Source organism: Providencia sp. wls1943, assembly GCF_009706275.1.
Lineage (GTDB): Bacteria > Pseudomonadota > Gammaproteobacteria > Enterobacterales > Enterobacteriaceae > Providencia > Providencia zhijiangensis.
Window position 1 is genome coordinate 61,764 of sequence record NZ_WLTU01000026.1, and the last position, 22,406, is coordinate 84,169.

Annotated in this window: 18 protein-coding genes and 2 tRNA genes; 3 read left to right on the top strand and 17 right to left on the bottom strand. The window is 45.4% G+C overall.

Features of this window, described 5'->3' with window-relative positions; translation table 11 throughout:
• Positions 1–10: 10 nt before the first annotated feature.
• Entirely contained in the window at positions 11–982 is a 972-nt protein-coding gene (locus GKR48_RS16130) for an HlyD family secretion protein (protein WP_154628820.1), read from the bottom strand.
• Positions 983–1,254: 272 nt separating this feature from the next.
• Here GKR48_RS16130 and GKR48_RS16135 point away from each other — a divergent pair, with 272 nt between their 5' ends.
• From GKR48_RS16135 to GKR48_RS16145, 3 genes are read left to right on the top strand one after another with little or no spacing between them, the layout of a single operon-like run.
• The gene (locus GKR48_RS16135; RefSeq protein WP_154628893.1) at positions 1,255–2,937 is read left to right on the top strand and encodes a sensor histidine kinase; all 1,683 of its coding nucleotides are present in this window, start codon (positions 1,255–1,257) and stop codon (positions 2,935–2,937) included.
• Positions 2,938–2,969: 32 nt separating this feature from the next.
• Positions 2,970–3,686, top strand: a complete 717-nt coding sequence (btsR, locus tag GKR48_RS16140; RefSeq protein ID WP_154628821.1) for a two-component system response regulator BtsR — start codon at positions 2,970–2,972, stop codon at positions 3,684–3,686.
• Positions 3,687–3,709: 23 nt separating this feature from the next.
• Complete coding sequence (locus tag GKR48_RS16145; protein ID WP_154628822.1) at positions 3,710–4,081, top strand: YjaA family stress response protein; 372 nt, start codon at positions 3,710–3,712, stop codon at positions 4,079–4,081.
• Positions 4,082–4,152: 71 nt separating this feature from the next.
• Here the strand turns inward: GKR48_RS16145 and GKR48_RS16150 are convergent, their stop codons facing one another.
• The 16 genes from GKR48_RS16150 to rlmE form a co-directional block, all read right to left on the bottom strand.
• On the bottom strand, positions 4,153–6,123 hold the full coding sequence (locus GKR48_RS16150; protein WP_154628823.1) for a DEAD/DEAH family ATP-dependent RNA helicase: 1,971 nt from the start codon (positions 6,121–6,123) through the stop codon (positions 4,153–4,155).
• A gap of 169 nt (positions 6,124–6,292) precedes the next feature.
• Positions 6,293–7,210 carry a lipoprotein NlpI gene (nlpI, locus tag GKR48_RS16155; RefSeq protein WP_154599704.1) on the bottom strand — a complete coding sequence of 306 codons (918 nt, stop codon included), beginning with the start codon at positions 7,208–7,210 and terminating at the stop codon, positions 6,293–6,295.
• Between the two features lie 81 nt (positions 7,211–7,291).
• Positions 7,292–9,412: a polyribonucleotide nucleotidyltransferase gene (pnp, locus tag GKR48_RS16160; protein WP_154628824.1), complete on the bottom strand. Its 2,121-nt coding sequence runs from the start codon at positions 9,410–9,412 to the stop codon at positions 7,292–7,294.
• 280 nt (positions 9,413–9,692) lie between these two features.
• Positions 9,693–9,962: a 30S ribosomal protein S15 gene (gene rpsO, locus GKR48_RS16165; RefSeq protein WP_006814502.1), complete on the bottom strand. Its 270-nt coding sequence runs from the start codon at positions 9,960–9,962 to the stop codon at positions 9,693–9,695.
• Between the two features lie 114 nt (positions 9,963–10,076).
• Positions 10,077–11,030, bottom strand: coding sequence for a tRNA pseudouridine(55) synthase TruB (truB, locus tag GKR48_RS16170; RefSeq protein WP_154628825.1), 954 nt, complete (start codon positions 11,028–11,030; stop codon positions 10,077–10,079).
• Positions 11,030–11,440: a 30S ribosome-binding factor RbfA gene (rbfA, locus tag GKR48_RS16175; protein ID WP_036949056.1), complete on the bottom strand. Its 411-nt coding sequence runs from the start codon at positions 11,438–11,440 to the stop codon at positions 11,030–11,032. The genes truB and rbfA overlap by 1 nt, the downstream gene beginning before the upstream one ends.
• Positions 11,441–11,525: 85 nt before the next feature.
• Complete coding sequence (gene infB, locus GKR48_RS16180; protein WP_132496363.1) at positions 11,526–14,264, bottom strand: translation initiation factor IF-2; 2,739 nt, start codon at positions 14,262–14,264, stop codon at positions 11,526–11,528.
• Positions 14,265–14,287: 23 nt separating this feature from the next.
• Positions 14,288–15,796, bottom strand: a complete 1,509-nt coding sequence (gene nusA, locus GKR48_RS16185) for a transcription termination factor NusA (protein WP_006662412.1) — start codon at positions 15,794–15,796, stop codon at positions 14,288–14,290.
• Positions 15,797–15,819: 23 nt separating this feature from the next.
• Positions 15,820–16,272, bottom strand: a complete 453-nt coding sequence (gene rimP, locus GKR48_RS16190) for a ribosome maturation factor RimP (protein ID WP_006662411.1) — start codon at positions 16,270–16,272, stop codon at positions 15,820–15,822.
• A 213-nt stretch (positions 16,273–16,485) separates the two neighbouring features.
• A tRNA-Met gene (locus GKR48_RS16195) sits at positions 16,486–16,562 on the bottom strand.
• 57 nt (positions 16,563–16,619) lie between these two features.
• Positions 16,620–16,709 (bottom strand) — tRNA-Leu (locus tag GKR48_RS16200).
• Between the two features lie 106 nt (positions 16,710–16,815).
• A complete protein-coding gene (secG, locus tag GKR48_RS16205) occupies positions 16,816–17,160 on the bottom strand; it encodes a preprotein translocase subunit SecG (protein ID WP_036949048.1) in 345 nt (114 codons plus the stop codon).
• Between the two features lie 246 nt (positions 17,161–17,406).
• Positions 17,407–18,744 (bottom strand): phosphoglucosamine mutase, encoded by a 1,338-nt coding sequence (gene glmM / locus GKR48_RS16210; RefSeq protein WP_154628826.1) that lies wholly within the window; start codon positions 18,742–18,744, stop codon positions 17,407–17,409.
• Complete coding sequence (gene folP, locus GKR48_RS16215; protein ID WP_154628827.1) at positions 18,737–19,585, bottom strand: dihydropteroate synthase; 849 nt, start codon at positions 19,583–19,585, stop codon at positions 18,737–18,739. The genes glmM and folP overlap by 8 nt, the downstream gene beginning before the upstream one ends.
• 70 nt (positions 19,586–19,655) lie before the next feature.
• A complete protein-coding gene (gene ftsH / locus GKR48_RS16220; RefSeq protein WP_154628828.1) occupies positions 19,656–21,623 on the bottom strand; it encodes an ATP-dependent zinc metalloprotease FtsH in 1,968 nt (655 codons plus the stop codon).
• 57 nt (positions 21,624–21,680) lie between these two features.
• Positions 21,681–22,310, bottom strand: a complete 630-nt coding sequence (gene rlmE, locus GKR48_RS16225) for a 23S rRNA (uridine(2552)-2'-O)-methyltransferase RlmE (protein ID WP_036949039.1) — start codon at positions 22,308–22,310, stop codon at positions 21,681–21,683.
• Between the last annotated feature and the right edge of the window lie 96 nt (positions 22,311–22,406).

Genomic DNA, 22,406 nt, shown 5'->3' on the forward strand with positions numbered 1-22,406 from the left:
GCGTCACCTGTTATTTATCCCAGTGCCACAAAACGCTCATCCCCGGTCGTAATCCTTCAATCGGCTGTTGTGGATACAAGCGAACTTCAAAGGTTTTCAGGTCGAAATCCCCTGTCGCACGGGTGGCTCGTTTAGTCGCGTAATCCCCTTTCGGTGCAATATAGCGAACTTCGGCTTCTACGGTTTTATCCCCTAAGGCTGGCACCGTCAGCTCAATTTTGTCCCCTTTTTTCACCCCCACTAAAATATCTTCACGTAGGTTATACACAAAATAGGCTTGAGGAAGACTGATCAATGAGATTAAAGGACTACCAGCATTGAGCAATTCACCAATTTCCGCTGGGATTGGACCGATTTCACCATCCACAGGGGCTTTCACTTGCAAGTCATCCAGTTGAACTTGGAGTTCAGCCAGTTTTTGCTCTGCTTGCTTCACTGCGGCTTCATATTGTTGACGCTGCTCGATACGATCGCCGTTTTTCCCTTCTTCCAAACGCGCCTTAGCACTTTGGACTTGTTGGTACGCAACATCTTTTGCTTTACGGGCGGTATCTAACTCATTCGCGGAGACATACCCTTTGCCTGAAAGATTATTTAAACGGGTAAATTCACGAGAAGCATTTTGGTATTGAGAATTTGCTTGAGCTACCGCAGCTTGCAGATCACGCAGCGTCTCTTCACGAGTCCCATTTAAGGATTGGTCGAGTTGGGCTTGAGCTTGGTCCTTAGCCGCTTTTAATGCCGCATATTGGGCTTGTAACTCAGGGCTTTCTAAGGTGATCAGTAACTGCCCTTTTTTCACATCATCCCCGCGTTCTACATGGCGTTCAATGACTCTGCCTTTGGCTTTTGAAGTCACGATGACTTCCGGTGCGTCCACTTCCCCTTGCAATAATAAAAATTGGTTATGGGAATGAAAAAGCGCCGCAGCAGCAATTAAGATCAGCATAAGCAAGATCAGTATGATGGTTCTTTTTTTCATTATGTATGTGGGCCTTGAATAATAACGGAGGAAACTACTTTTTTATTATGACAACAAATTAACACTAACGTTAAGAAATTTGTGCGCAAAATCACGTTTTAGTGGTCTTTTTTAGTCTGAGGGGCTTTGGCGCTTATGTCAAATAATGATGTTTTGCTAATTATTAAATGACGATTACTTAACCAGCCCAATAAGATACAATATCCCCCAAAAGTATATGGCTAAACCCACTGAACGTAGTCAACACCCCCATAATGTGAAATATGACGAGCATGTACGAATTTGACTTAATTTTATTACTACTACAACAAATGTGCGTTTACCTTGTTATCGCTTGGGCACTCAGCCGCACTCCATTGGTCACCCCACTTCTTAAGGTTACTATCCGCTTACCTCATAAAGTGATGTGCTACCTGATTTTCTCAGTATTTTGCATCATCGGTACTTATTTTGGTTTACATATCAATGATTCCATAGCTAACACTCGTGCTATTGGCGCTGTACTTGGCGGATTATTAGGCGGCCCTGCGGTGGGTTTTGCTGTTGGGTTTACGGGTGGGATCCACCGATACTCTTTGGGTGGAATGAGCGCTTTCGCTTGTATGATCTCGACCATTGTCGAAGGCTTAATTGGTGGTCTGGTCCATCGCTACTATATGAAGCGCGGGGAAATTAATAAAATTTTTAACCCTGTTACCGCCAGCTGCGTGACCTTTTTCGCTGAAATCATCCAGATGCTGATTATTTTACTCATCGCTCGTCCATTCGATGAATCCTATGAATTAGTGAAAAATATTGCCGCACCGATGATCATTGCCAATACCATCGGGGCAGCCATGTTTATCCGTATATTGCTGGATAGACGCGCCATCGTCGAGAAATACACCACAGCATTCTCCGCTCAAGCCTTGAAAATCGCCCTATGTACTGAAGGTATTTTGCGTAAAGGCTTCAATACGGATAACAGCATGAAAGTGGCGAAAATTATTTATCAAGAGTTGGATATTGGTGCGGTGGCCATTACGGATCGAGAAAAAATTCTCGCCTTTATCGGACTAGGCTCCGATCACCACATTCCGGGGACACCTATCTCATCCATTCAATCCAGGCAGGCCATTGATAATAATGAAGTGGTCTATGCCGATGGTAACGAAACTCCCTATAAATGCTCATTAAGCTCTTCATGCAAACTGGGCTCAACCCTTGTGATCCCACTTAGAGGTGAAAACCAGCGAGTCATTGGAACCATCAAATTATACCAAGCCAAAAATAGCCTCTTTAGCTCCATCAACCGTACGCTAGGGGAAGGAATTGCCAGCCTGTTTTCTGCCCAAATTTTGGCAGGGCAATATGAGCGTAATAAACAATCCTTACTGCAATCGGAAGTCAAACTGCTTCACGCACAAGTGAACCCGCATTTTCTCTTTAATGTGCTCAACACATTACAGGCTGTGATCCGCAAAGATAGCCAGCAAGCGGGACAGCTTGTGCAATATATCTCCACCTTCTTTCGTAATAACTTAAAACGTCCAGAGCAGAATGCGACACTAGGGGAAGAAATTGAGCACATCAATTCATACCTACAAATTGAAAAGGCGCGATTCCAAGAGAGTTTGCAGATCCATTTAGATATCCCCGATGAAGTTAAACAGGTGGAATTACCCGCGTTCACACTGCAACCGATTGTCGAAAACGCAATAAAACATGGCACTTCACAGTTATTAAATACCGGATACATTACAATACGTAGCTATATTCGCTGTGAACATGTCTATATTGAAATCGAAGATAATGCCGGTTTATACCAGCCAAGTGGACAGTCTGACGGCTTAGGGATGGGCTTAGTCGATAAACGCTTGCGCCTGAAATACGGTGAAAAATATGGAATAGGCGTGGAGTATGAACCTGAAAAATTCACCCGCGTGAAAATTCGCTTGCCCTACATGTCCACTTAATCACATTGCACATAATAAATGATAATAACGCTATGAATGTATTGATCGTTGATGACGAACCCCTAGCACGTGAAAACGTGCGCTGCTTACTTGAGGAGCATGACGATATCGAAATTATTGGCGAGTGCGCCAATGCCATTGAAGCCATCGGTTTGATCCACAAAAAAAAGCCTGATGTGGTGTTTTTAGATATTCAAATGCCCCGAGTTACGGGATTAGAAATGGTGCGTATGCTCGATCCTGAAGAGCGCCCACATATTGTTTTTCTGACGGCATTTAATGAGTTTGCTATCCAAGCTTTCGAAGAGCATGCTTTCGACTATCTACTTAAACCCCTTGAACCAGAAAGATTGGCAAAGACTTTAGCTCGTTTACGTCAAAATAAACAGAAACAGAATCTCGAGCTTCTCGATAACAACGAACCGCTCAAATTTATTCCTTGTACCGGACACAGCCGCATTTATTTGATGAAATTAGATGATGTCCAATATGTCACTTCACGTATGAGCGGCGTGTATGTGATGAGTACCCAAGGACAAGAAGGCTTTACCGAATTAACCTTGCGCACATTAGAAATGCGTACGTCGTTAGTGCGTTGCCATCGTCAATATTTAGTGAATATGGCCCAGCTCAGAGAGATTTTATTTGGGGATAATGGACAAGCCGAATTGGTGCTATGCTCAGGTGGGCATATTCCCGTTAGCCGCCGCTATTTAAAACCATTGAAAGAAGCGCTAGGGCTAATTTAACGAGTGACTCAGGAGAAAAGGTTATGGCTGATTTTTACCTGCAAATTCGGACTAATTCGATGACATTGAAAAATCTCGACACCCATGAAGAACGCAGTGCAACGGGTGAGTTTTCAGTCCAAAGGATGGTTATCGGGGATTTTTTTAAAGCCGAGTTTGTGCTGTATCAGTTGGTCTGCGATATGGGTCTAAAAGTCCGTCGCCCTTTTGCGTCGAAACATCGTGTTTTGGTTCAAGCCCTCGAAATTATTGAAGGGGGCGTGAATATGGTGGAAGAGCGCCTATTTAGCGAAATTGTTTACGGGGCATTTAATCAGCGAGTAAAAAAAGTGGTGGTGAGCCGAGCATCACTGCCTATGCCTCAGCGAGAAGCGAAAGCCTTATTAACTGCATAAAAAAACCCGCATTTTAGAATGCGGGTTTTTTGTATTTATCTCAGCCACATTAACGTGGCTGGATAGCGCTATTATGCGTTGTGGCTGCTGCTACGACGACGTGGCGCTGCATTGTTGCCATCTTGGCGCGGTGCAGAGTTACCACGGTCACGGTTGCCACCATCGCGATTTCCACCACGACGGTTGCCGCTGAAGCCTTCGCGATCACCACCGCTACGACGACCATCACGATCACCACTACGGTCATTACGACGACCTGCACCGAAACCACCTTCGCTGCCGCCTTCACGACGTGGGCCACCACGACGTTCGCCACCGCCACGACGCTCAAATGGTTGAGCATCACCAATCAGTTGCATTTGCATTGGTTTGTTCAGTACACGCGCACGGCTTAAGTGAGTTAACACTTCGCTTGGCATACCTTTTGGTAACTCGATAGTTGAGTGAGTACCAAACAGTTTGATGTTACCAATGTAGCGGCTGCTGATGTCTGCTTCGTTCGCAATCGCACCAACGATATGACGAACTTCAACACCGTCATCACGACCCACTTCGATACGGTACATTTCCATATCGCCAACATCACGACGCTCACGACGAGCACCACGGTCGCCGCGCTCTGCACGGTCAAAACCGTTGCCGTTGCTGTTGCGGTCACGACGATCATTACCACGACGGTCATCACGGTCGTTGAATTCACGACGTGGACGACGTGGTGCATCTGGTGGCAGGATCAGAGCGCGTTCGCCTTGAGCCATTTTCAGTAATGCCGCTGCTAAGGTTTCCATATCCACATCTTCAGATGGAGACATTTTCGCTAGCAGTGAACGGTACTGATCTAAGTCGCTGCTTTCTAATTGCTGTTGGATTTGTTCAGCAAATTTCGCCTGACGACGTTGGCTTAATACGTCAGCATCTGGCAATTCCACTTCAGGAATAGTCAGTTTCATTGTACGTTCAACGTTGCGCAGTAAACGACGCTCACGGTTCTCAACGAACAGTAATGCACGACCCGCACGACCCGCACGACCAGTACGACCGATACGGTGAACGTAAGATTCCGCATCCATTGGGATGTCGTAGTTAACGACTAAGCTGATACGCTCAACATCCAGACCACGTGCTGCAACGTCAGTTGCGATCAGGATATCTAAACGACCATCTTTTAAGCGCTCTAATGTTTGCTCACGCAGTGCTTGGTTCATGTCACCATTCAGTGCCGCACTGTTGTAGCCATTACGCTCAAGCGCTTCTGCAACTTCTAAGGTTGCGTTTTTGGTACGAACGAAAATAATCGCCGCATCGAAATCTTCAGCTTCTAAGAAACGTACCAGCGCTTCATTTTTACGCATGCCGTAAACAGTCCAGTAGCTTTGAGCGATATCTGGACGTGTAGTAATGCTCGACTGAATGCGGATCTCTTTAGGATCTTTCATAAAGCGACGAGTAATACGACGGATTGGTTCTGGCATTGTTGCCGAGAACAGCGCAGTTTGGTGTTCTGCTGGAATCTGGCCCATGATGTTTTCAACATCATCGATGAAGCCCATACGCAGCATTTCATCAGCTTCGTCTAATACTAAGCCTTTCAATTTAGAAAGATCTAAAGTACCGCGCTTCAGGTGGTCTAACAGACGACCTGGAGTACCAACAACCACTTGTGGTCCTTGGCGTAATGCACGAAGTTGAACGTCATAACGTTGACCGCCATATAAGGCAACCACGTTGACACGGTTCATGTGTTTAGAGAAATCGCTCAGTGCTTCAGCAACTTGCACCGCTAACTCACGTGTCGGTGCCAGTACTAAAATTTGTGGCGCTTTTAAATCAGGGTCGATGTTATGCAGTAATGGCAAACCAAATGCAGCGGTTTTACCACTACCTGTTTGTGCCATACCTAATACATCATTCCCATCCAGTAACAATGGAATACATTGTTGCTGGATTGGAGATGGTTTTTCGTATCCCAGGTCGCTTAGTGCGTTCAAAATAGATGCTGATAAACCTAGATCAGCAAAAGACATATCGGTCTCAGTCGTCATGTAAAGGTGCCTCATACTTAGTGGCGGCCAGTTTACATAACGGAGCGAAAATCATTTCGGTCATTATCATTTAAAATGTGAACTGGCTCAAATTGTGTTATTAAACGAACAAATAAACCCTCACCCGGGTGGATGATGGCTTAAAAATGAATAGAGAAATGTTCGTCAGCTATTGCTGGCCCGATTCTAATAGGTCGTCTTGTTCTTGGCCTAACAGCGCCAATTCCAACAATGCGTAGCGGTGCTCAACAAAGCTGTGTGCGTTGTTAGCTACCGTCAGTTTGAATAACGCAGTTGCGCTATCCTTATCCCCCAGACTTAGGTAATGCTTACCTAAATAGAAGTTAGTTTCACTGAGATGCTCAGCGAGCGAAGTGTTATCCGTAGATGTCTCTTTCAAACGCTCCATCAATGTCGTTTCATTGATATTGCCAAGATAGAATTCTACGATATTCCAGCCCCATTGCCCTTTCTCCGCTTGGTTGTAGCGGGCAGCAAGATTGTCTTGTGCCATACGCGGGTCTATGTCTTTCTCTACGAGATAAAGCCACAGAGTACGAAAAGGATCATTTGGATCTATCTGATAATACGCCAGCAGATCATCCTGCGCTAATTTGTATCGTCCACCGTAATATAATGCGATGCCACGATTCATTCGCGCGAAATTGTAAGTTGGATCAAGCTCTAAAACAGAATCAAACGCTTCATAGGCGGCATCATAGTTGCCAGCCTGCGTAAAATATATTCCTAAAAAGTTAAAGATTTCAGGAATATCCGGACGGATTGACAACGCAGTTGAAAAATCATTACGTGCCAGCGCCCTTAAACCGAGACTATCATACAGTACTCCGCGCTCATATAAAAGCTGCGCGTACTCATCATCGGTTAAAGATCGGCTCGCAAGGATTTGTTCCATACGAGCCAAAATCACTTCTTGTTGTAATGAAGGCTGTAATGGAACTGCAAAAACCTCGTTTTTACGCCAATCTTTATTACTACATCCAATAATAATAAAAAAGATGAACGCAGATAGCACACGAACTAAGGTGCGGCTATCGATAAAACGAAAGTTAATACAGTTCTGCATACTACGCCCTTACATTACCACTAGTCAGCAAATTTAGGCTGATAGCGCCTAAGTTTATCAGGCGCTACACTTTCGGTCAGCTTATTCTGCTGATTCCTGCTGTGCTGGAGCTTCTTCGCCAGCAACCGCTTCTTTCATGCTCAGGCGAATACGGCCTTGACGGTCGATTTCTAACACCTTAACAGGAACTTCTTGACCCATTTGCAGGTAGTCAGTCACTTTCTCTACACGCTTGTCTGCGATTTGAGAAATGTGAACCAGACCTTCTTTACCACCACCGATAGCAACGAATGCACCGAAGTCAACGATACGAGTCACTTTACCTTGGTAAATACGACCCACTTCAACTTCTGCTGTGATGTCTTCGATGCGACGAATTGCTTCTTTCGCTTTCAGGCCATCAGTTGCTGCGATCTTCACAGTACCGTCATCTTCGATTTCGATAGTTGTACCTGTTTCTTCCGTTAATGCGCGGATAACAGAACCACCTTTACCGATGACATCTTTGATCTTGTCTGGGTTGATACGAATGGTGTAAATGCGTGGAGCGAACTCGGAGATCTCTTCACGTGGACCATTGATAGCTTGTTCCATTGTGCCAAGGATATGCAGACGCGCACCTTTAGCTTGGTTCAGAGCCACTTGCATGATTTCGCGAGTGATACCTTCGATTTTGATATCCATTTGCAGTGCGCTGATACCGTCACGGCTACCCGCTACTTTAAAGTCCATATCACCTAAGTGGTCTTCGTCACCTAAGATGTCAGACAGGACAACGAAATCGTCGCCTTCTTTCACCAGACCCATCGCGATACCCGCAACAGCAGCTTTAATTGGTACACCAGCATCCATCAGAGCCAGAGACGCACCACATACAGATGCCATTGAAGAAGAACCGTTAGATTCCGTGATTTCAGAAACCACACGTACTGTGTACGGGAATTCTGCTTGTGAAGGCATAACTGCCAGCACACCACGTTTCGCTAAGCGACCGTGACCAATTTCACGACGTTTAGGTGAACCAACCATACCAGTCTCACCAACAGAGTATGGAGGGAAGTTGTAGTGGAATAAGAAGCGGTCAGTGTATTCGCCCATTAATTGGTCGATAACCTGTGCATCACGCTCAGTACCTAATGTTGCAGTAACCAGCGCCTGAGTTTCACCACGGGTGAACAGTGCAGAACCGTGAGTACGTGGCAGAACACCAGTACGAACGTCCAGCGCACGAACCATGTCTTTCTCACGACCATCGATACGTGGCTCACCACGGATAACGCGGCTACGAACAACTTGTTTTTCTAAGTGAGCAAGAATGTCTGACACTTCAGAAACATCGACGTTTTCATCTTCAGCAACCAGAGTTGCAATCACTTCGTCTTTGATTAAGTCAACTTGAGCATAACGCTCTTGTTTCTCAGTGATACGGTAAGCATCGCCCATGCGGCTTTCAGCCAGTGCAGCAACGCGATCGTGCAGAGCTTGGTTAACTGGCTCTGGCTGCCAATCCCATTTCTCTTTGCCCGCTTCTTTGACTAATTCATTGATGTTCTGAATAACAACTTGTTGTTGATCGTGACCGAACACCACTGCACCCAGCATTTGCTCTTCGCTTAACAGTTCAGCTTCTGATTCAACCATTAATACTGCGCTGTCAGTACCTGCAACGACTAAATCCAGACGGCTTGATTTTAATTCATCAGCAGTTGGGTTCAGAACATATTGGTCATTGATAAAACCAACACGTGCAGCACCGATAGGACCATTGAATGGAACACCAGACAGTGCCAGTGCAGCAGATGCACCGATCATCGCAACGATATCTGGGTTAACTTGTGGGTTAACAGAAACAACGGTAGCGATGATTTGGATTTCGTTCAGGAAGCCTTCTGGGAACAGAGGACGTAATGGACGGTCAATCAGACGTGCAACTAAAGTTTCGCCTTCACCAGGACGGCCTTCACGACGGAAGAAGCTACCTGGGATACGACCTGCAGCGTAAGTACGCTCTTGGTAGTTAACCGTTAAAGGGAAGAAATCTTGCCCTTCTTTAACTTTTTTCTGTGCCACAGCAGTCACGAATACTGCAGTGTCATCCATGTTTACCATCACCGCCGCCGTTGCTTGGCGTGCGATCATGCCTGTTTCTAATGTTACGGTATGCTGGCCATACTGGAACTTACGAACAATAGGATTTAACAAAATATTACCCTTTTTGTAAGGCTACGAGAGATTCTCAAGTAGCATGGTTTATTTTCTGACTACAGCCTCGCGACTAATGAGAGGATTGATATTCCGATCATCAATTCTCTCATTAGTCGCGCGAATACGGATGTAGTTTTAAGTGGTTTTAATTAAAACAGTCAATTATCGATAATAGCTTAACATTTTAGTTAAGTATAATTCGAGTATTACTTCAACTTTCAACTAATTTTTAGAAGAAAAGGGGCCATTTGGCCCCTTTCCTCTGAAACTGACAAGATTAACGACGCAGACCCAGACGCTCGATCAGCGCTGTGTAACGTGCGATATCTTTACCTTTCAGGTAAGCTTGTAAACGACGACGCTGAGCAACCATACGCAGCAGACCACGACGGCTGTGGTGATCTTTTTTGTGCTCGGAGAAGTGACCTTGCAGATGGTTGATTTGTGCAGTTAACAGAGCGATTTGAACTTCGCTTGAACCCGTGTCGTTTTCACCGCGGCCGAATTCAGCAACGATTTTCGCTTTCGCTTCAGTACTTAGAGACATAATAAACTCCAAAATAATATAAATTTAAGTGATGAGAGCCAATCTCTAATTTAGCATCTCAAGATTTAGCGCCGTCATTCTACGCTGCTTAGGGCAGCAAAGCAATAAGCGCCATTATGCGGACGGTTCATTTTCAACGACCAAACGCTTCGGTGCAATACGTCCATCTTCACTAATCAAAGCAATACCGATAAACCGCTGCTCTGAACCACAAGTGACGCGGATCATGTCGCCTTCCACTAGGTCTTTTACATCACCACGTACAGGTTGACCCTGTTTAAAATACGCGGCTGTTTCCTCAGTAATATTCACTGCAGGAAAATGAACCACTGCGGTATCCATTGGCAATAATAGCGAATCGAGCAAGGATTCAAATGAACCTTCTCCCGCATCCACTTTTGCCCTCAAAGCAGCTAATTGTTCCAACGTGACCATGCGATCGTAAGGATAATTTGCCACTTGTACACGACGCAGATAAGTTACGTGCGCACCGCATCCTAACATTTCACCTAAATCGTCAATAATAGTCCGAATATAGGTGCCTTTAGAACAGTGAATTTCCAGTTCTAATTCGTTGTTATCCCAACGAAGAAACTGAAGTTCATACACTGTAATCGGGCGGGCTTCACGCTCTACCGTGATACCTTTACGTGCGTATTCATACAATGGGCGCCCTTGGTGTTTCAGCGCTGAATACATGGAAGGCACTTGCAGGGTATCCCCACGAAAATGTTCGAGGGCTTCTTCAAGTTGCTGTGCCGTAAAAGTGATATCGCGTTCGCTGATGATTTCACCATGGGAGTCGGAAGTATCTGTCCGTTGACCAAGGCGAGCAATCACCCGATAGCGCTTATCTGAATCGAGTAAAAACTGTGAAAATTTCGTCGCTTCGCCAAGGCAGACTGGCAGCATGCCTGTCGCTAATGGGTCAAGTGCCCCCGTGTGCCCAGCTTTATTCGCATTGAAAAAGCGCCGCACTTTTTGCAGCGCATCGTTTGAGGAAATATCGGTGGGCTTATCTAACAGCACAACGCCGTCAATATTGCGCCCGCTACGACGACGCCCCATTATTTTTCCTCTTTACTATCTGTACCTGCACGACGCTCTTCGTCATTACGAATCACGTTCGATACTAAGTTAGACATACGCATACCATCAACTAGTGAGTTGTCATATTCAAACGTTAACTCAGGAATAATACGTAAACGCATTGCTTTCCCCAGTAATGAACGAATGAAACCTGACGCTTCATTTAATGCTTTAATGCCGTCTGCAACCATCTCTTCTTCACTTTTTTCATTCGCAAAGTTGAAGAAAGTGACGAAGACTTTACCGTATGCCAGATCCCGTGACAGCTCTACGCCAGAAACGGTTGCCATGCCAATACGGGGATCTTTGATTTCGCGCTGCAAGATAATCGCAATTTCTTTTTGCATTTCTTGAGCTACGCGCTGAGAACGACTGAATTCTTTTGCCATCGTTAATCTCCTGACAATAAAGGGGGCAATAGCCCCCTCATTAATACTATTTTGTCACCACGATACTTCGTGGGTACTCACAAAATTAACCGTCGATTGAACGTTTAACTTCGATAACTTCAAAGACTTCGATCATATCGCCGACACGGACATCGTTGTAGTTCTTAACACCGATACCACATTCCATACCGTTACGAACTTCGCTAACGTCATCTTTAAAGCGACGCAGTGATTCCAGCTCACCTTCGTAGATAACCACGTTATCACGCAGAACACGGATTGGGTTATTACGCTTGATGGTACCTTCAGTAACCATACAACCAGCAACTGCACCGAACTTCGGTGATTTGAACACATCACGGACTTCTGCAAGACCCATGATTTGCTGTTTGTATTCAGGTGCCAGCATACCGCTCATCGCTTGTTTGATTTCATCAATCAGGCTATAGATGACGGAGTAGTAACGTAAATCAACACTTTCGCTTTCAACGACGCGACGAGCAGATGCATCGGCACGGACGTTAAAGCCAAGAATGATCGCATTAGAAGCTGCAGCCAGAGTTGCATCAGTTTCAGTGATACCACCCACGCCAGAACCGATGATTTTGATTTTAACTTCATCAGTTGACAGTTTCATCAGAGAGTCAGTGATAGCTTCACAGGTACCTTGAACGTCAGTTTTCAGTACGATATTCAGTTCAGAAACTTTACCTTCTTCCATGTTAGCAAACATGTTTTCCAGTTTAGATTTCTGCTGGCGAGCTAATTTCACATCGCGGAATTTACCTTGACGATACAGGGCAACTTCACGCGCTTTTTTCTCATCACGAACAACTGTCGCTTCATCACCTGCTGAAGGAACACTGGACAGACCCAGGATCTCAACTGGCATTGAAGGGCCGGCAGACAGAACTTCTTTACCTAATTCGTTGCGCATTGCACGAATACGGCCGTATTCAAATCCACACAGTACGATGTCGCCTTTGTTCAATGTACCTTCTTGAACTAAGATAGTTGCCACTGGGCCACGACCTTTGTCTAGGTAAGATTCAACAACCACACCGCTTGCCATGCCTGCATATACCGCTTTCAGTTCTAAAACTTCAGCTTGCAGCAAGATAGCATCTAACAGTTCATCGATGCCGGTACCCACTTTCGCAGATACACCGATAAACTGAGTGTCACCGCCCCACTCTTCAGAAATAACGCCGTACTGAGACAACTCATTTCTGACGCGATCTGGGTCAGCTTCTGGTTTATCCATTTTGTTGACCGCAACAACGATTGGCACACCTGCTGCTTTCGCATGCTGGATAGCTTCGATTGTTTGTGGCATAACACCATCATCCGCAGCAACAACCAGAACAACGATATCCGTTGCCTGAGCACCACGAGCACGCATTGATGTAAACGCGGCGTGACCTGGGGTGTCTAAGAAGGTGATCATACCTTTGTCAGTTTGAACATGGTATGCACCGATGTGCTGAGTAATACCACCTGCTTCGCCTGATGCTACTTTCGTTGAACGAATGTAGTCCAGTAAAGAGGTTTTACCGTGGTCAACGTGACCCATGATGGTAACAACTGGCGCGCGAGCTTCTTTAACTGCTGAGCCAGTGTCACGGTCGTTCATTACCGATTCTTCTAACTCATTCTCACGACGCAGAATAACTTTGTGACCCATTTCTTCTGCCACTAATTGTGCAGTTTCTTGGTCAATCACTTGGTTGATGGTTGCCATTGCACCCATTTTCATCATCGTTTTGATGACTTGGGAGCCTTTAACTGCCATCTTATTAGCTAATTCGCCAACAGTGATAGTTTCGCCGATAACGACGTCACGGTTTACCGCTGCAACTGGTTTGGTGAAGCTTTGTTGTAAAGAACTGCCTTTACGTTGCTTACCTTTAGTGCGGCCTGAACGACCTGCAGCGCGTTCTTCTTCGCGATCCGCTTTTTCAGAAAGTTTGTTTCCTTTCTTCTGGCGAGGTGCTTTAGCAGAACGGTTACGTGAACGACGACCTTCTTCTTTCTCATCACTTTCATCTTCCGCCGCACGAGCGTGGGTAGATGTTGTTGTGTGATAGTCGCTATCATCTTCAGATTTGCTATCTGAGTTCCAGTCTTCGCCTTTTTCTTCAGCCATTTTACGGGCTTCTTCAGCAACACGGCGCGCATCAGCTTCAACTTTACGTTGAGTTTCTTCTTCCGCTTTGCGTTTCAGTTCAGCAGCTTCGGCTTCAAGGCGCTGTTTGTCAGCGTTACTTTCAGTTGCCGCTTTGCTTGGTTTTTGATTTTCGCTTTGTTTCACTTTTTCTCTTTCCGCTACTTCGCGCGTAGCTTTATCAGCTGCTTCACGTTTTGCTTTCTCTTCGGCTTCACGTTTTGCGTTAGCTTCTGCGTCACGTTTTGCAGCATCTTCTGCTGCACGTTTCGCTTCTGCTTCACGTTTTGCCAGTTCCTCAGCTTCGCGCTGTGCTTGCTCTTCCGCTTCACGCTGCGCCTGCTCTTCCGCTTGCGCTTCTTCAGCGTCGCGGTTCACATAAGTGCGTTTTTTGCGGACTTCAACATTTACCGATTTGCTTTTGCCACCGGTGACTGGAACACTCAGCGTACTACGAGTTTTACGCTGCAATGTTAACTTACTTGGCTGCCCCGCTGCTCCGCCTTGTTCGCGGTTTAAGTGGTTCAGTAAAGTTTCTTTCTCAGTCTGGCTAACAGAGTCATTCGCACCTTTCGTGATCCCTGCTTCAGCAAATTGCTGTACCAGGCGCTCAACTGTGGTTTGAATTTCCGTTGCCAGTGATTTTACAGTTTCTGTCATGCCGTTCCTTCCTGCTACAGTGTTTACGCATCGTTTCCGAACCAGCAAATATTACGTGCTGCCATAATGAGTTCGCCTGCTTTCTCATTATTCAGACCTTCGATATCAATCAGGTCGTCGATGCCCTGCTCAGCAAGATCTTCCAGTGTACAGATACCGTGAGTAGCCAAATTATAGGCCAGAGTACGATCCATACCATCAAGATTCAACAAATCTTCTGCTGGCTGATTATCACCCAAGCTCTCTTTTTGAGCTAGTTCAATTGTGGTGAGGGCAGCTTTTGCTCTTTCACGTAGAACTTCAACGGTTTCTTCATCAAGACCGTCAATTTCCAGAAGTTCTTTAATAGGCACGTAAGCCAGTTCTTCTAATGTAGAGAAGCCTTCTTCAACAAGTGTTGTAGCAAACTCTTCATCAATATCTAGATGCTTAGTGAATGTTTCAATAGAAGCGTGTGCTTCTGCCTGATGTTTTGCATTCAGCTCTTCCGCAGTCATGACATTCAGTTCCCACTTGTCATCACCACGATGGATTTTCAGTAACTGAGCTGCTAAGCGAACGTTTTGTCCATTACGTCCAATTGCTTGCGCTAAGTTGCTGCTTTCAACGGCAACATCCATCGTACAGTTGTCTTCATCAACCACAATAGATGCCACATCAGCCGGAGCCATAGCATTAATAACGAATTGCGCTGGGTTATCATCCCATAACACAATGTCGATTCTCTCGCCGCCTAACTCACTAGAGACAGCTTGAACACGAGCACCGCGCATACCAACACAAGCACCAACTGGGTCGATACGTTTGTCGTTAGTTTTTACTGCGATTTTTGCACGAGAACCTGGATCGCGAGCTGCTGCTTTGATCTCAATGATCTCTTCGCCAATTTCTGGTACTTCGATGCGGAATAATTCAACCAGCATCTCTGGACGAGAACGAGTAACAAAAAGCTGTGCACCGCGTGCTTCAGGACGAACATCATACAGTACGCCGCGAATACGGTCACCTGGACGGAAGTTTTCGCGTGGTAGCATATCTTCGCGCAGGATCACAGCTTCTGCGTTATTACCTAAATCTAAGGTAATGTTTTCACGGTTAACTTTTTTAACCTGAGCAGTGATGATTTCACCTTGTTGCTCACGGAATTGGTCAACCACCATCGCACGCTCAGCTTCACGTACTTTTTGTACGATAACTTGCTTCGCGGTTTGCGTGGTAATACGGTCAAATACAACAGATTCGATTTGGTCTTCGACGTATTCACCTAGCTGCAATGCAGGATCTTCAAATTGCGCAGCTTCCAGTGTAATTTCACGCGTTGGCATTGTGACTTCGTCGACAATTACCCAACGACGAAACGTATCGAAATCACCCGATTTACGGTCGATTTCTACGCGAACATCAATCTCTTGCTCATATTTCTTTTTAGTTGCTGTCGCCAGCGCAGTTTCCAGAGCCTCGAAGATTTTTTCACGAGGGAGGGATTTTTCGTTAGAAACCGCTTCAACAACAGCCAGAATTTCTTTGTTCATCCTAGTTGCCTCATTGAACTTAATTAAAAGTGTGGTACCAAGTTAGCTTTCTGGATGTTGCCGAGGGCGAACACCTCATCCTTACCATCTACAGTAACCGTAATCATTTCACCATCAACGGCTTTGATAATACCTTGCCATCTACGACGGTTCTGCATCGCGATACGCAGTGACAGAGCCACCTCTTCACCCATGAAACGCTCATAATGAGCGATGGTGAACAGTGGACGTTCCATACCCGGTGACGATATTTCAAGGTTATAAATCACAGAAATTGGATCTTCGACATCCAATACTGCACTTACTTGATGGCTGACATCAGCACAGTCATCAACAGTGATGCCTTCTTCACTATCAATGAAAATACGCAGTGTCGACGTGCGCCCGCGAACAAATTCTAAGCCTACAAATTCAAAGCCTAGTGCTTCCACTGGTGCAGAAACCATCTCTGTTAATTTTTGCTCTAATGTGGACAAGCCCACCCCCAGACATAAAAAAAGGGCATAAAGCCCAGTTAATTCGATTGTCAAATAACAAAAAACCCCGAAATTCGGGGCTTTTGTAACTGGACCCATAGTACATGGGTTTACCGTGCTCTTAGTATACCTTGAAAATCTAGATAAATCGATGAGAAATTACGATAACGATATCTGATATTGTTGCGACAAGATATGTATGACTAAGAGAAATGGTTGCGGGAGCTGGATTTGAACCAACGACCTTCGGGTTATGAGCCCGACGAGCTACCATGCTGCTCCATCCCGCGTTCGAAACGTGACTATTTTACACTGACTATTGTGAGTTCACAAGTCGTCTAAAATAATGGTGCCGAGGACGGGACTTGAACCCGTACGCCCGTTTTGTAGGCACTACCACCTCAAGGTAGCGTGTATACCAATTTCACCACCTCGGCACTGAGGCGAGGTTACTAATTTAACAATCAATAACCTCAAATTTTTAACTTCTTACTGCTTTACTACTAATGAAGACATAAAGTCGTCATTCGGAATCTGTCACACTTAACGAGGAATATCGCTCGTTGGTGTTGCTGGTGCTGCCGGAACGTCTGTTGGTTGCTCGACTTTTGCCGGTTCGCTAATGTTTTCCCACTTACTACCTGCACCAGTTCCATATTTATTGGCAGTCATGTTGCCAAGAATTAAACTGATGATGAAAAACACAGCAGCCAAGATTCCAGTCATACGGGTCATGAAGTTACCTGAGCCCGATGAACCAAACAGTGTTGCAGAAGCGCCCGCACCGAATGATGCCCCCATGTCAGCACCTTTACCTTGCTGTAACATGACCAGACCAATTAGGCCGATAGCCGCGAGCAAGAAAACAACTAAAAGAGCTATATACATTTGAGTTACCTATTCAGTTACGGCGCATAGCCTATGCTATGACCCTTATACTGCACACCTACTCAAAACATTATTACAGAATTGAGCAGGTGCGAATACTAACCAAAGCTGAGCCGACAAGCAAGTCTATTTTGATTTCATTTAACTATTTGAAGAAAAAAACAGCAAACTATCGAAATAATGCTCAACTCCGTTATTCACCTCCCTCCAGCGGATTTTTATCCACTAAAGGGAGCATGTAAGACATTAACCCGCGGCTTTAACTGCATCAGCAATACGGTTCGCCATTTCGGTGACAGTTTCTTCGTGCTCACCTTCAACCATGACACGAATCAGCGGTTCAGTACCTGATTTTCTCAGCAATACACGACCTTTACCGGCTAACTCTTTTTCCACTTGCTCATTTGCCGCAATAACAGCATCACTTTGCAGAGGATCGTGTTTGCCTTTAAAGCGTACGTTGACCAGAATTTGAGGTAGAAGCTTCATTCCGCTGCATAAATCGTGCAGGCTCATATGGTTACGCACCATGGCGCTCAATACTTGCAGACCCGCAACAATACCGTCGCCTGTTGTGGTTTTATCTAATAAAATCACATGACCTGAGTTTTCAGCCCCCATGCGCCAGCCTTTTTCTTGGAGTTTTTCCAGAACATAGCGGTCGCCCACTTTTGCTCGTTCAAATGGAATACCCAGCTGTTTCAGCGCAATTTCTAACCCCATATTGCTCATCAGTGTACCGACAACACCACCTTTTAACTGACCTTGGCGAAGCGCTTCACGAGCGATGATATACAGAATTTGATCACCATCGACTTTGTTACCTTGATGGTCAACCATGATAATGCGGTCGCCGTCACCATCAAATGCTAAACCTACATCCGCTTTTTCAGCTAAAACACGCTCTTGCAGCTTACGAACGTCGGTTGCACCACACTCTTCGTTGATGTTGATCCCATTAGGATCGCAACCCATAGTGATGACTTGAGCGCCTAATTCACTAAAGACGTTAGGTGCGATGTGGTAAGTTGCACCGTTAGCACAGTCTAAAACAACTTTGAGGCTATTTAAGCTTTGCTCGTTCGGGAAAGTCCCTTTGCAGAATTCAATGTAACGTCCTGCGGCATCGACGATGCGGTTCGCACGACCCAGCTCCGCAGATTCAACGCACGTGATTGGTTTTTCCATTTCCGCTTCAATGGCTTCTTCAACTTCGTCAGGCAGTTTAGTCCCGTCGATGGAGAAGAATTTGATCCCATTATCATAGTAAGGGTTGTGGGAAGCTGAAATGACGATCCCAGCTTCTGCGCGGAAAGTGCGAGTCAAATAAGCCACTGCTGGCGTTGGCATTGGGCCTGTGAAGGAAGCAGATAACCCTGCAGCAGCTAAGCCAGCTTCTAATGAAGATTCCAGCATGTAGCCAGAAATACGCGTATCTTTACCAATGATAATTTTACGTGAGCCGTGACGAGCCAGTACTTTACCCGCAGCCCAGCCTAATTTTAAAACAAAATCAGGCGTAATTGGGCTATCGCCCACTTTGCCACGGATACCATCAGTACCAAAATATTTACGGTTACTCATACGCTAATTTTTCCTTTTCTGACAGAGTCATCTGAACGACTTGCATTGCTTGTACTGTCTCTTTCACATCATGAACTCGGATAATCTGCGCTCCTTGCATTGCCGCAATCGTGGCACACGCTAAGCTACCCGCTAGACGTTCTTGAGGTGGAACATTTAATAATTGTCCAATCATAGATTTTCGTGACATCCCTGCCAAGAGCGGTAGTCCGAAATCATGAAATTGATCTAAATGCGCTAGTAACTGGTAATTATGCGACAGGTTCTTACCAAAACCAAAGCCTGGATCGAGGATTATTTGCTGTTTATCAATTCCCGCCTTCATGCAGCGCTCAATTTCACGGGCAAGATATTCTTTAACTTCTTTTACTACATCTACATAATCGGGGGCATCTTGCATGGTTCTCGGCTGACCTTGCATGTGCATAATGCAGACGGGCAATCCTAGTTTTGCAGCTACTTCAAGGGAACCATCTTCATGTAAGGAGCGGATATCATTGATGATATGCATCCCAGCCTTAGCTGCCTCATCCATTACTTGGGCTTTTGACGTGTCTACAGAGATCCAAACATCAAAACGCTTTGCAATCGCTTCCACAACAGGTACAACACGGTCAAGTTCTTCACTGATAGAAACCTCAGCCGCGCCCGGTCGGGTTGACTCGCCGCCAATATCAATAATCGTAGCCCCTTCTTGTACCATTTTAGCGACATGATCTAGAGCATCATGATAACGATTATGAGTGCCACCATCTGAGAATGAATCAGGAGTAACATTCAAAATCCCCATCACTTGAGGAGTGGATAAGTCAAGGAGGCGACCTCGGGCTTTAATATGCATGATTATTTTTCCTTAACGTAAAAAACCCCAGTGACCTGGGGTTTTTAATTATTCAACTTGTCACGATAGCTTACTGTGGCTTGCTATCATTATTATCGGATGAATTATTTTCATCAGATTTTTCAGTTGGCTCTTCTGGTTGAGTTTCAGCTGACTTTGCTTCAGGTTTTGATGCGCTAGTTGCAGCACCAAATGAACCTGTCACATTGTTCACTTTTTTATCCTCATCCCAGCCTGCTGGCGCACGCACTGGACGGCGGTTCATCAGGTCGTCAATCATTGGCATATCGATAGTTTCATATTTCAATAATGCATCTTTCATCGCATGCAGAATATCCATATTGTCAGTTAAGGTTTTATGTGCAACCTCATAACCACGGTCGATAATTGCTTTAATTTCTTCATCAATGATGCGTGCAGTTTCATCTGAGTAAGTCGAGCTATGTCCTGAACGACCTAAGAATGCAGGGCCTTCTTCTTCAGAATATAACACTGGACCTAACTTGTCAGAGAAGCCCCACTGAGTCACCATTTTTCTCGCTGTGCTAGTTGCTTGCTGGATATCACCTGATGCGCCGGTTGAGATTTTGTCATAACCGTAGATCAGCTCTTCCGCAATACGACCGCCGTATGTACTTGCGATATTACCTTCTAACTTCTGACGGCTTGCACTGATTTGGTCGCCTTCAGGTAAGTAGAAAGTCACACCTAATGCACGACCGCGAGGAATAATAGTCACTTTATGAACAGGATCATGCTCTGGCATCAAGTAACCGACGATTGCGTGTCCAGCTTCATGATAAGCAGTAGATTCTTTCTGCTCTTCAGTCATCATCAGTGAGCGGTGCTCTGCACCCAGCCACACTTTGTCACGCGCTCTTTCGAATTCCGCCATCGTTACAACGCGTTTATTTTCGCGCGCTGCAAACAGTGCTGCTTCGTTCACTAAGTTAGCCAATTCCGCACCGGAGAAACCAGGTGTTGCACGAGCCAAGATAGTTGTATCAACCGCAGGGTCGATAGGCACACGACGCATATGAACTTTTAAGATTTGCTCACGACCACGAACATCAGGTAAGCCAACCACAACTTGACGGTCAAAACGACCCGGACGCAATAATGCTGGGTCCAGAACGTCAGCACGGTTAGTTGCCGCGATCACGATAATACCTTCGTTACCTTCGAAACCATCCATCTCAACCAGCATCTGGTTCAGTGTCTGCTCACGTTCATCGTGACCACCACCTAAACCGGCACCACGTTGACGACCAACAGCATCGATTTCATCGATAAAGATAATACACGGCGCCGCTTTTTTTGCTTGCTCGAACATATCACGAACACGTGAAGCACCCACACCCACAAACATTTCCACGAAGTCTGAACCGGAAATGGTAAAGAATGGTACTTTCGCTTCACCAGCAATAGCTTTAGCCAGTAATGTTTTACCTGTACCCGGAGGTCCTACCATCAGGACACCTTTAGGGATTTTACCACCGAGTTTTTGGAAACGAGCAGGTTCACGTAGGAAGTCTACGATCTCCCCCACTTCCTCTTTCGCTTCATCGCAACCCGCAACATCAGCAAATGTTGTTTTGATCTGATCTTCTGTCAGCATACGGGCTTTGCTTTTACCGAATGACATCGCCCCTTTACCGCCACCACCTTGCATTTGGCGCATAAAGAAGATCCAGACACCAATCAACAGCAGCATTGGGAACCAGGAAATGAAAATAGATGTCAGTAAGCTAGGTTCTTCTGGTGGTTCACCGACGACAGTAACATTCTTGTTTAACAAGGTGTCTAACAACTTCTCATCCTGCATAGGAAGATAAGTTGTATAGCGGCTATTATCCGCTTTTCTGACGTTCAATTCACGACCTGTGATACGAACTTCACGTACCTGATCCTGGGCTAACTCATTGATAAACGTTGAATAATCAACTCTGCGACTATTCGAATCGCTTGGGCCAAAACTCTGGAACAAGGACATCAGAACAACTGCGATGACTAACCAGAGAATTAGGTTTTTCGCCATGTCACTCAAGGGATTAACCTCACCTTACAACTGTGTTAACAAATAACGCTCAGGGTACTATAGTTTTAGTCCTGTCGCTACAATGTATACTTCACGCGATCGTGCCCGCGAAGATTCGGGTTTACGAACTTTTACCTTCGTAAACAGGGAGCGGATATCCCTAAGGTATTCGTCAAAGCCTTCTCCCTGAAACACTTTAACGATAAAACTTCCCCCGGGAGCCAATACCGCACGGCACATATCCAATGCTAATTCAACCAGATACATAGAGCGGGGAATATCCACTGCTGGTGTTCCGCTCATATTTGGGGCCATGTCAGACATAACCACTTGTACTTTTTTATCGCCAACTCGCTCTAACAAAGCAGCCAGTACAGCTTCATCACGAAAATCCCCTTGGAGGAAATCCACGCCGACGATTGGGTCCATTGGTAATAGGTCACAAGCAATAATACGACCATTGTGACCGATTTGGCCGACAACATATTGCGACCACCCACCAGGAGCAGCCCCTAAATCAACAACGGTCATACCTGGTTTAAAAATCTTATCACTTTGCTGGATTTCATCCAGTTTAAACCATGCACGCGAGCGGAGCCCTTTCTTTTGTGCTTGCTGAACATATTTATCACTAAAATGTTCTTGCAACCAACGACTGGAGCTTGCCGAACGTTTTTTATTGGCCATTGCACTTTCCAACTATACTAATAGAAATACATTTCCCGACATTCTTCAAGTTACAGAGAGTTAGCTTCATTTTTTCTACCCAAGTCACATAAATCG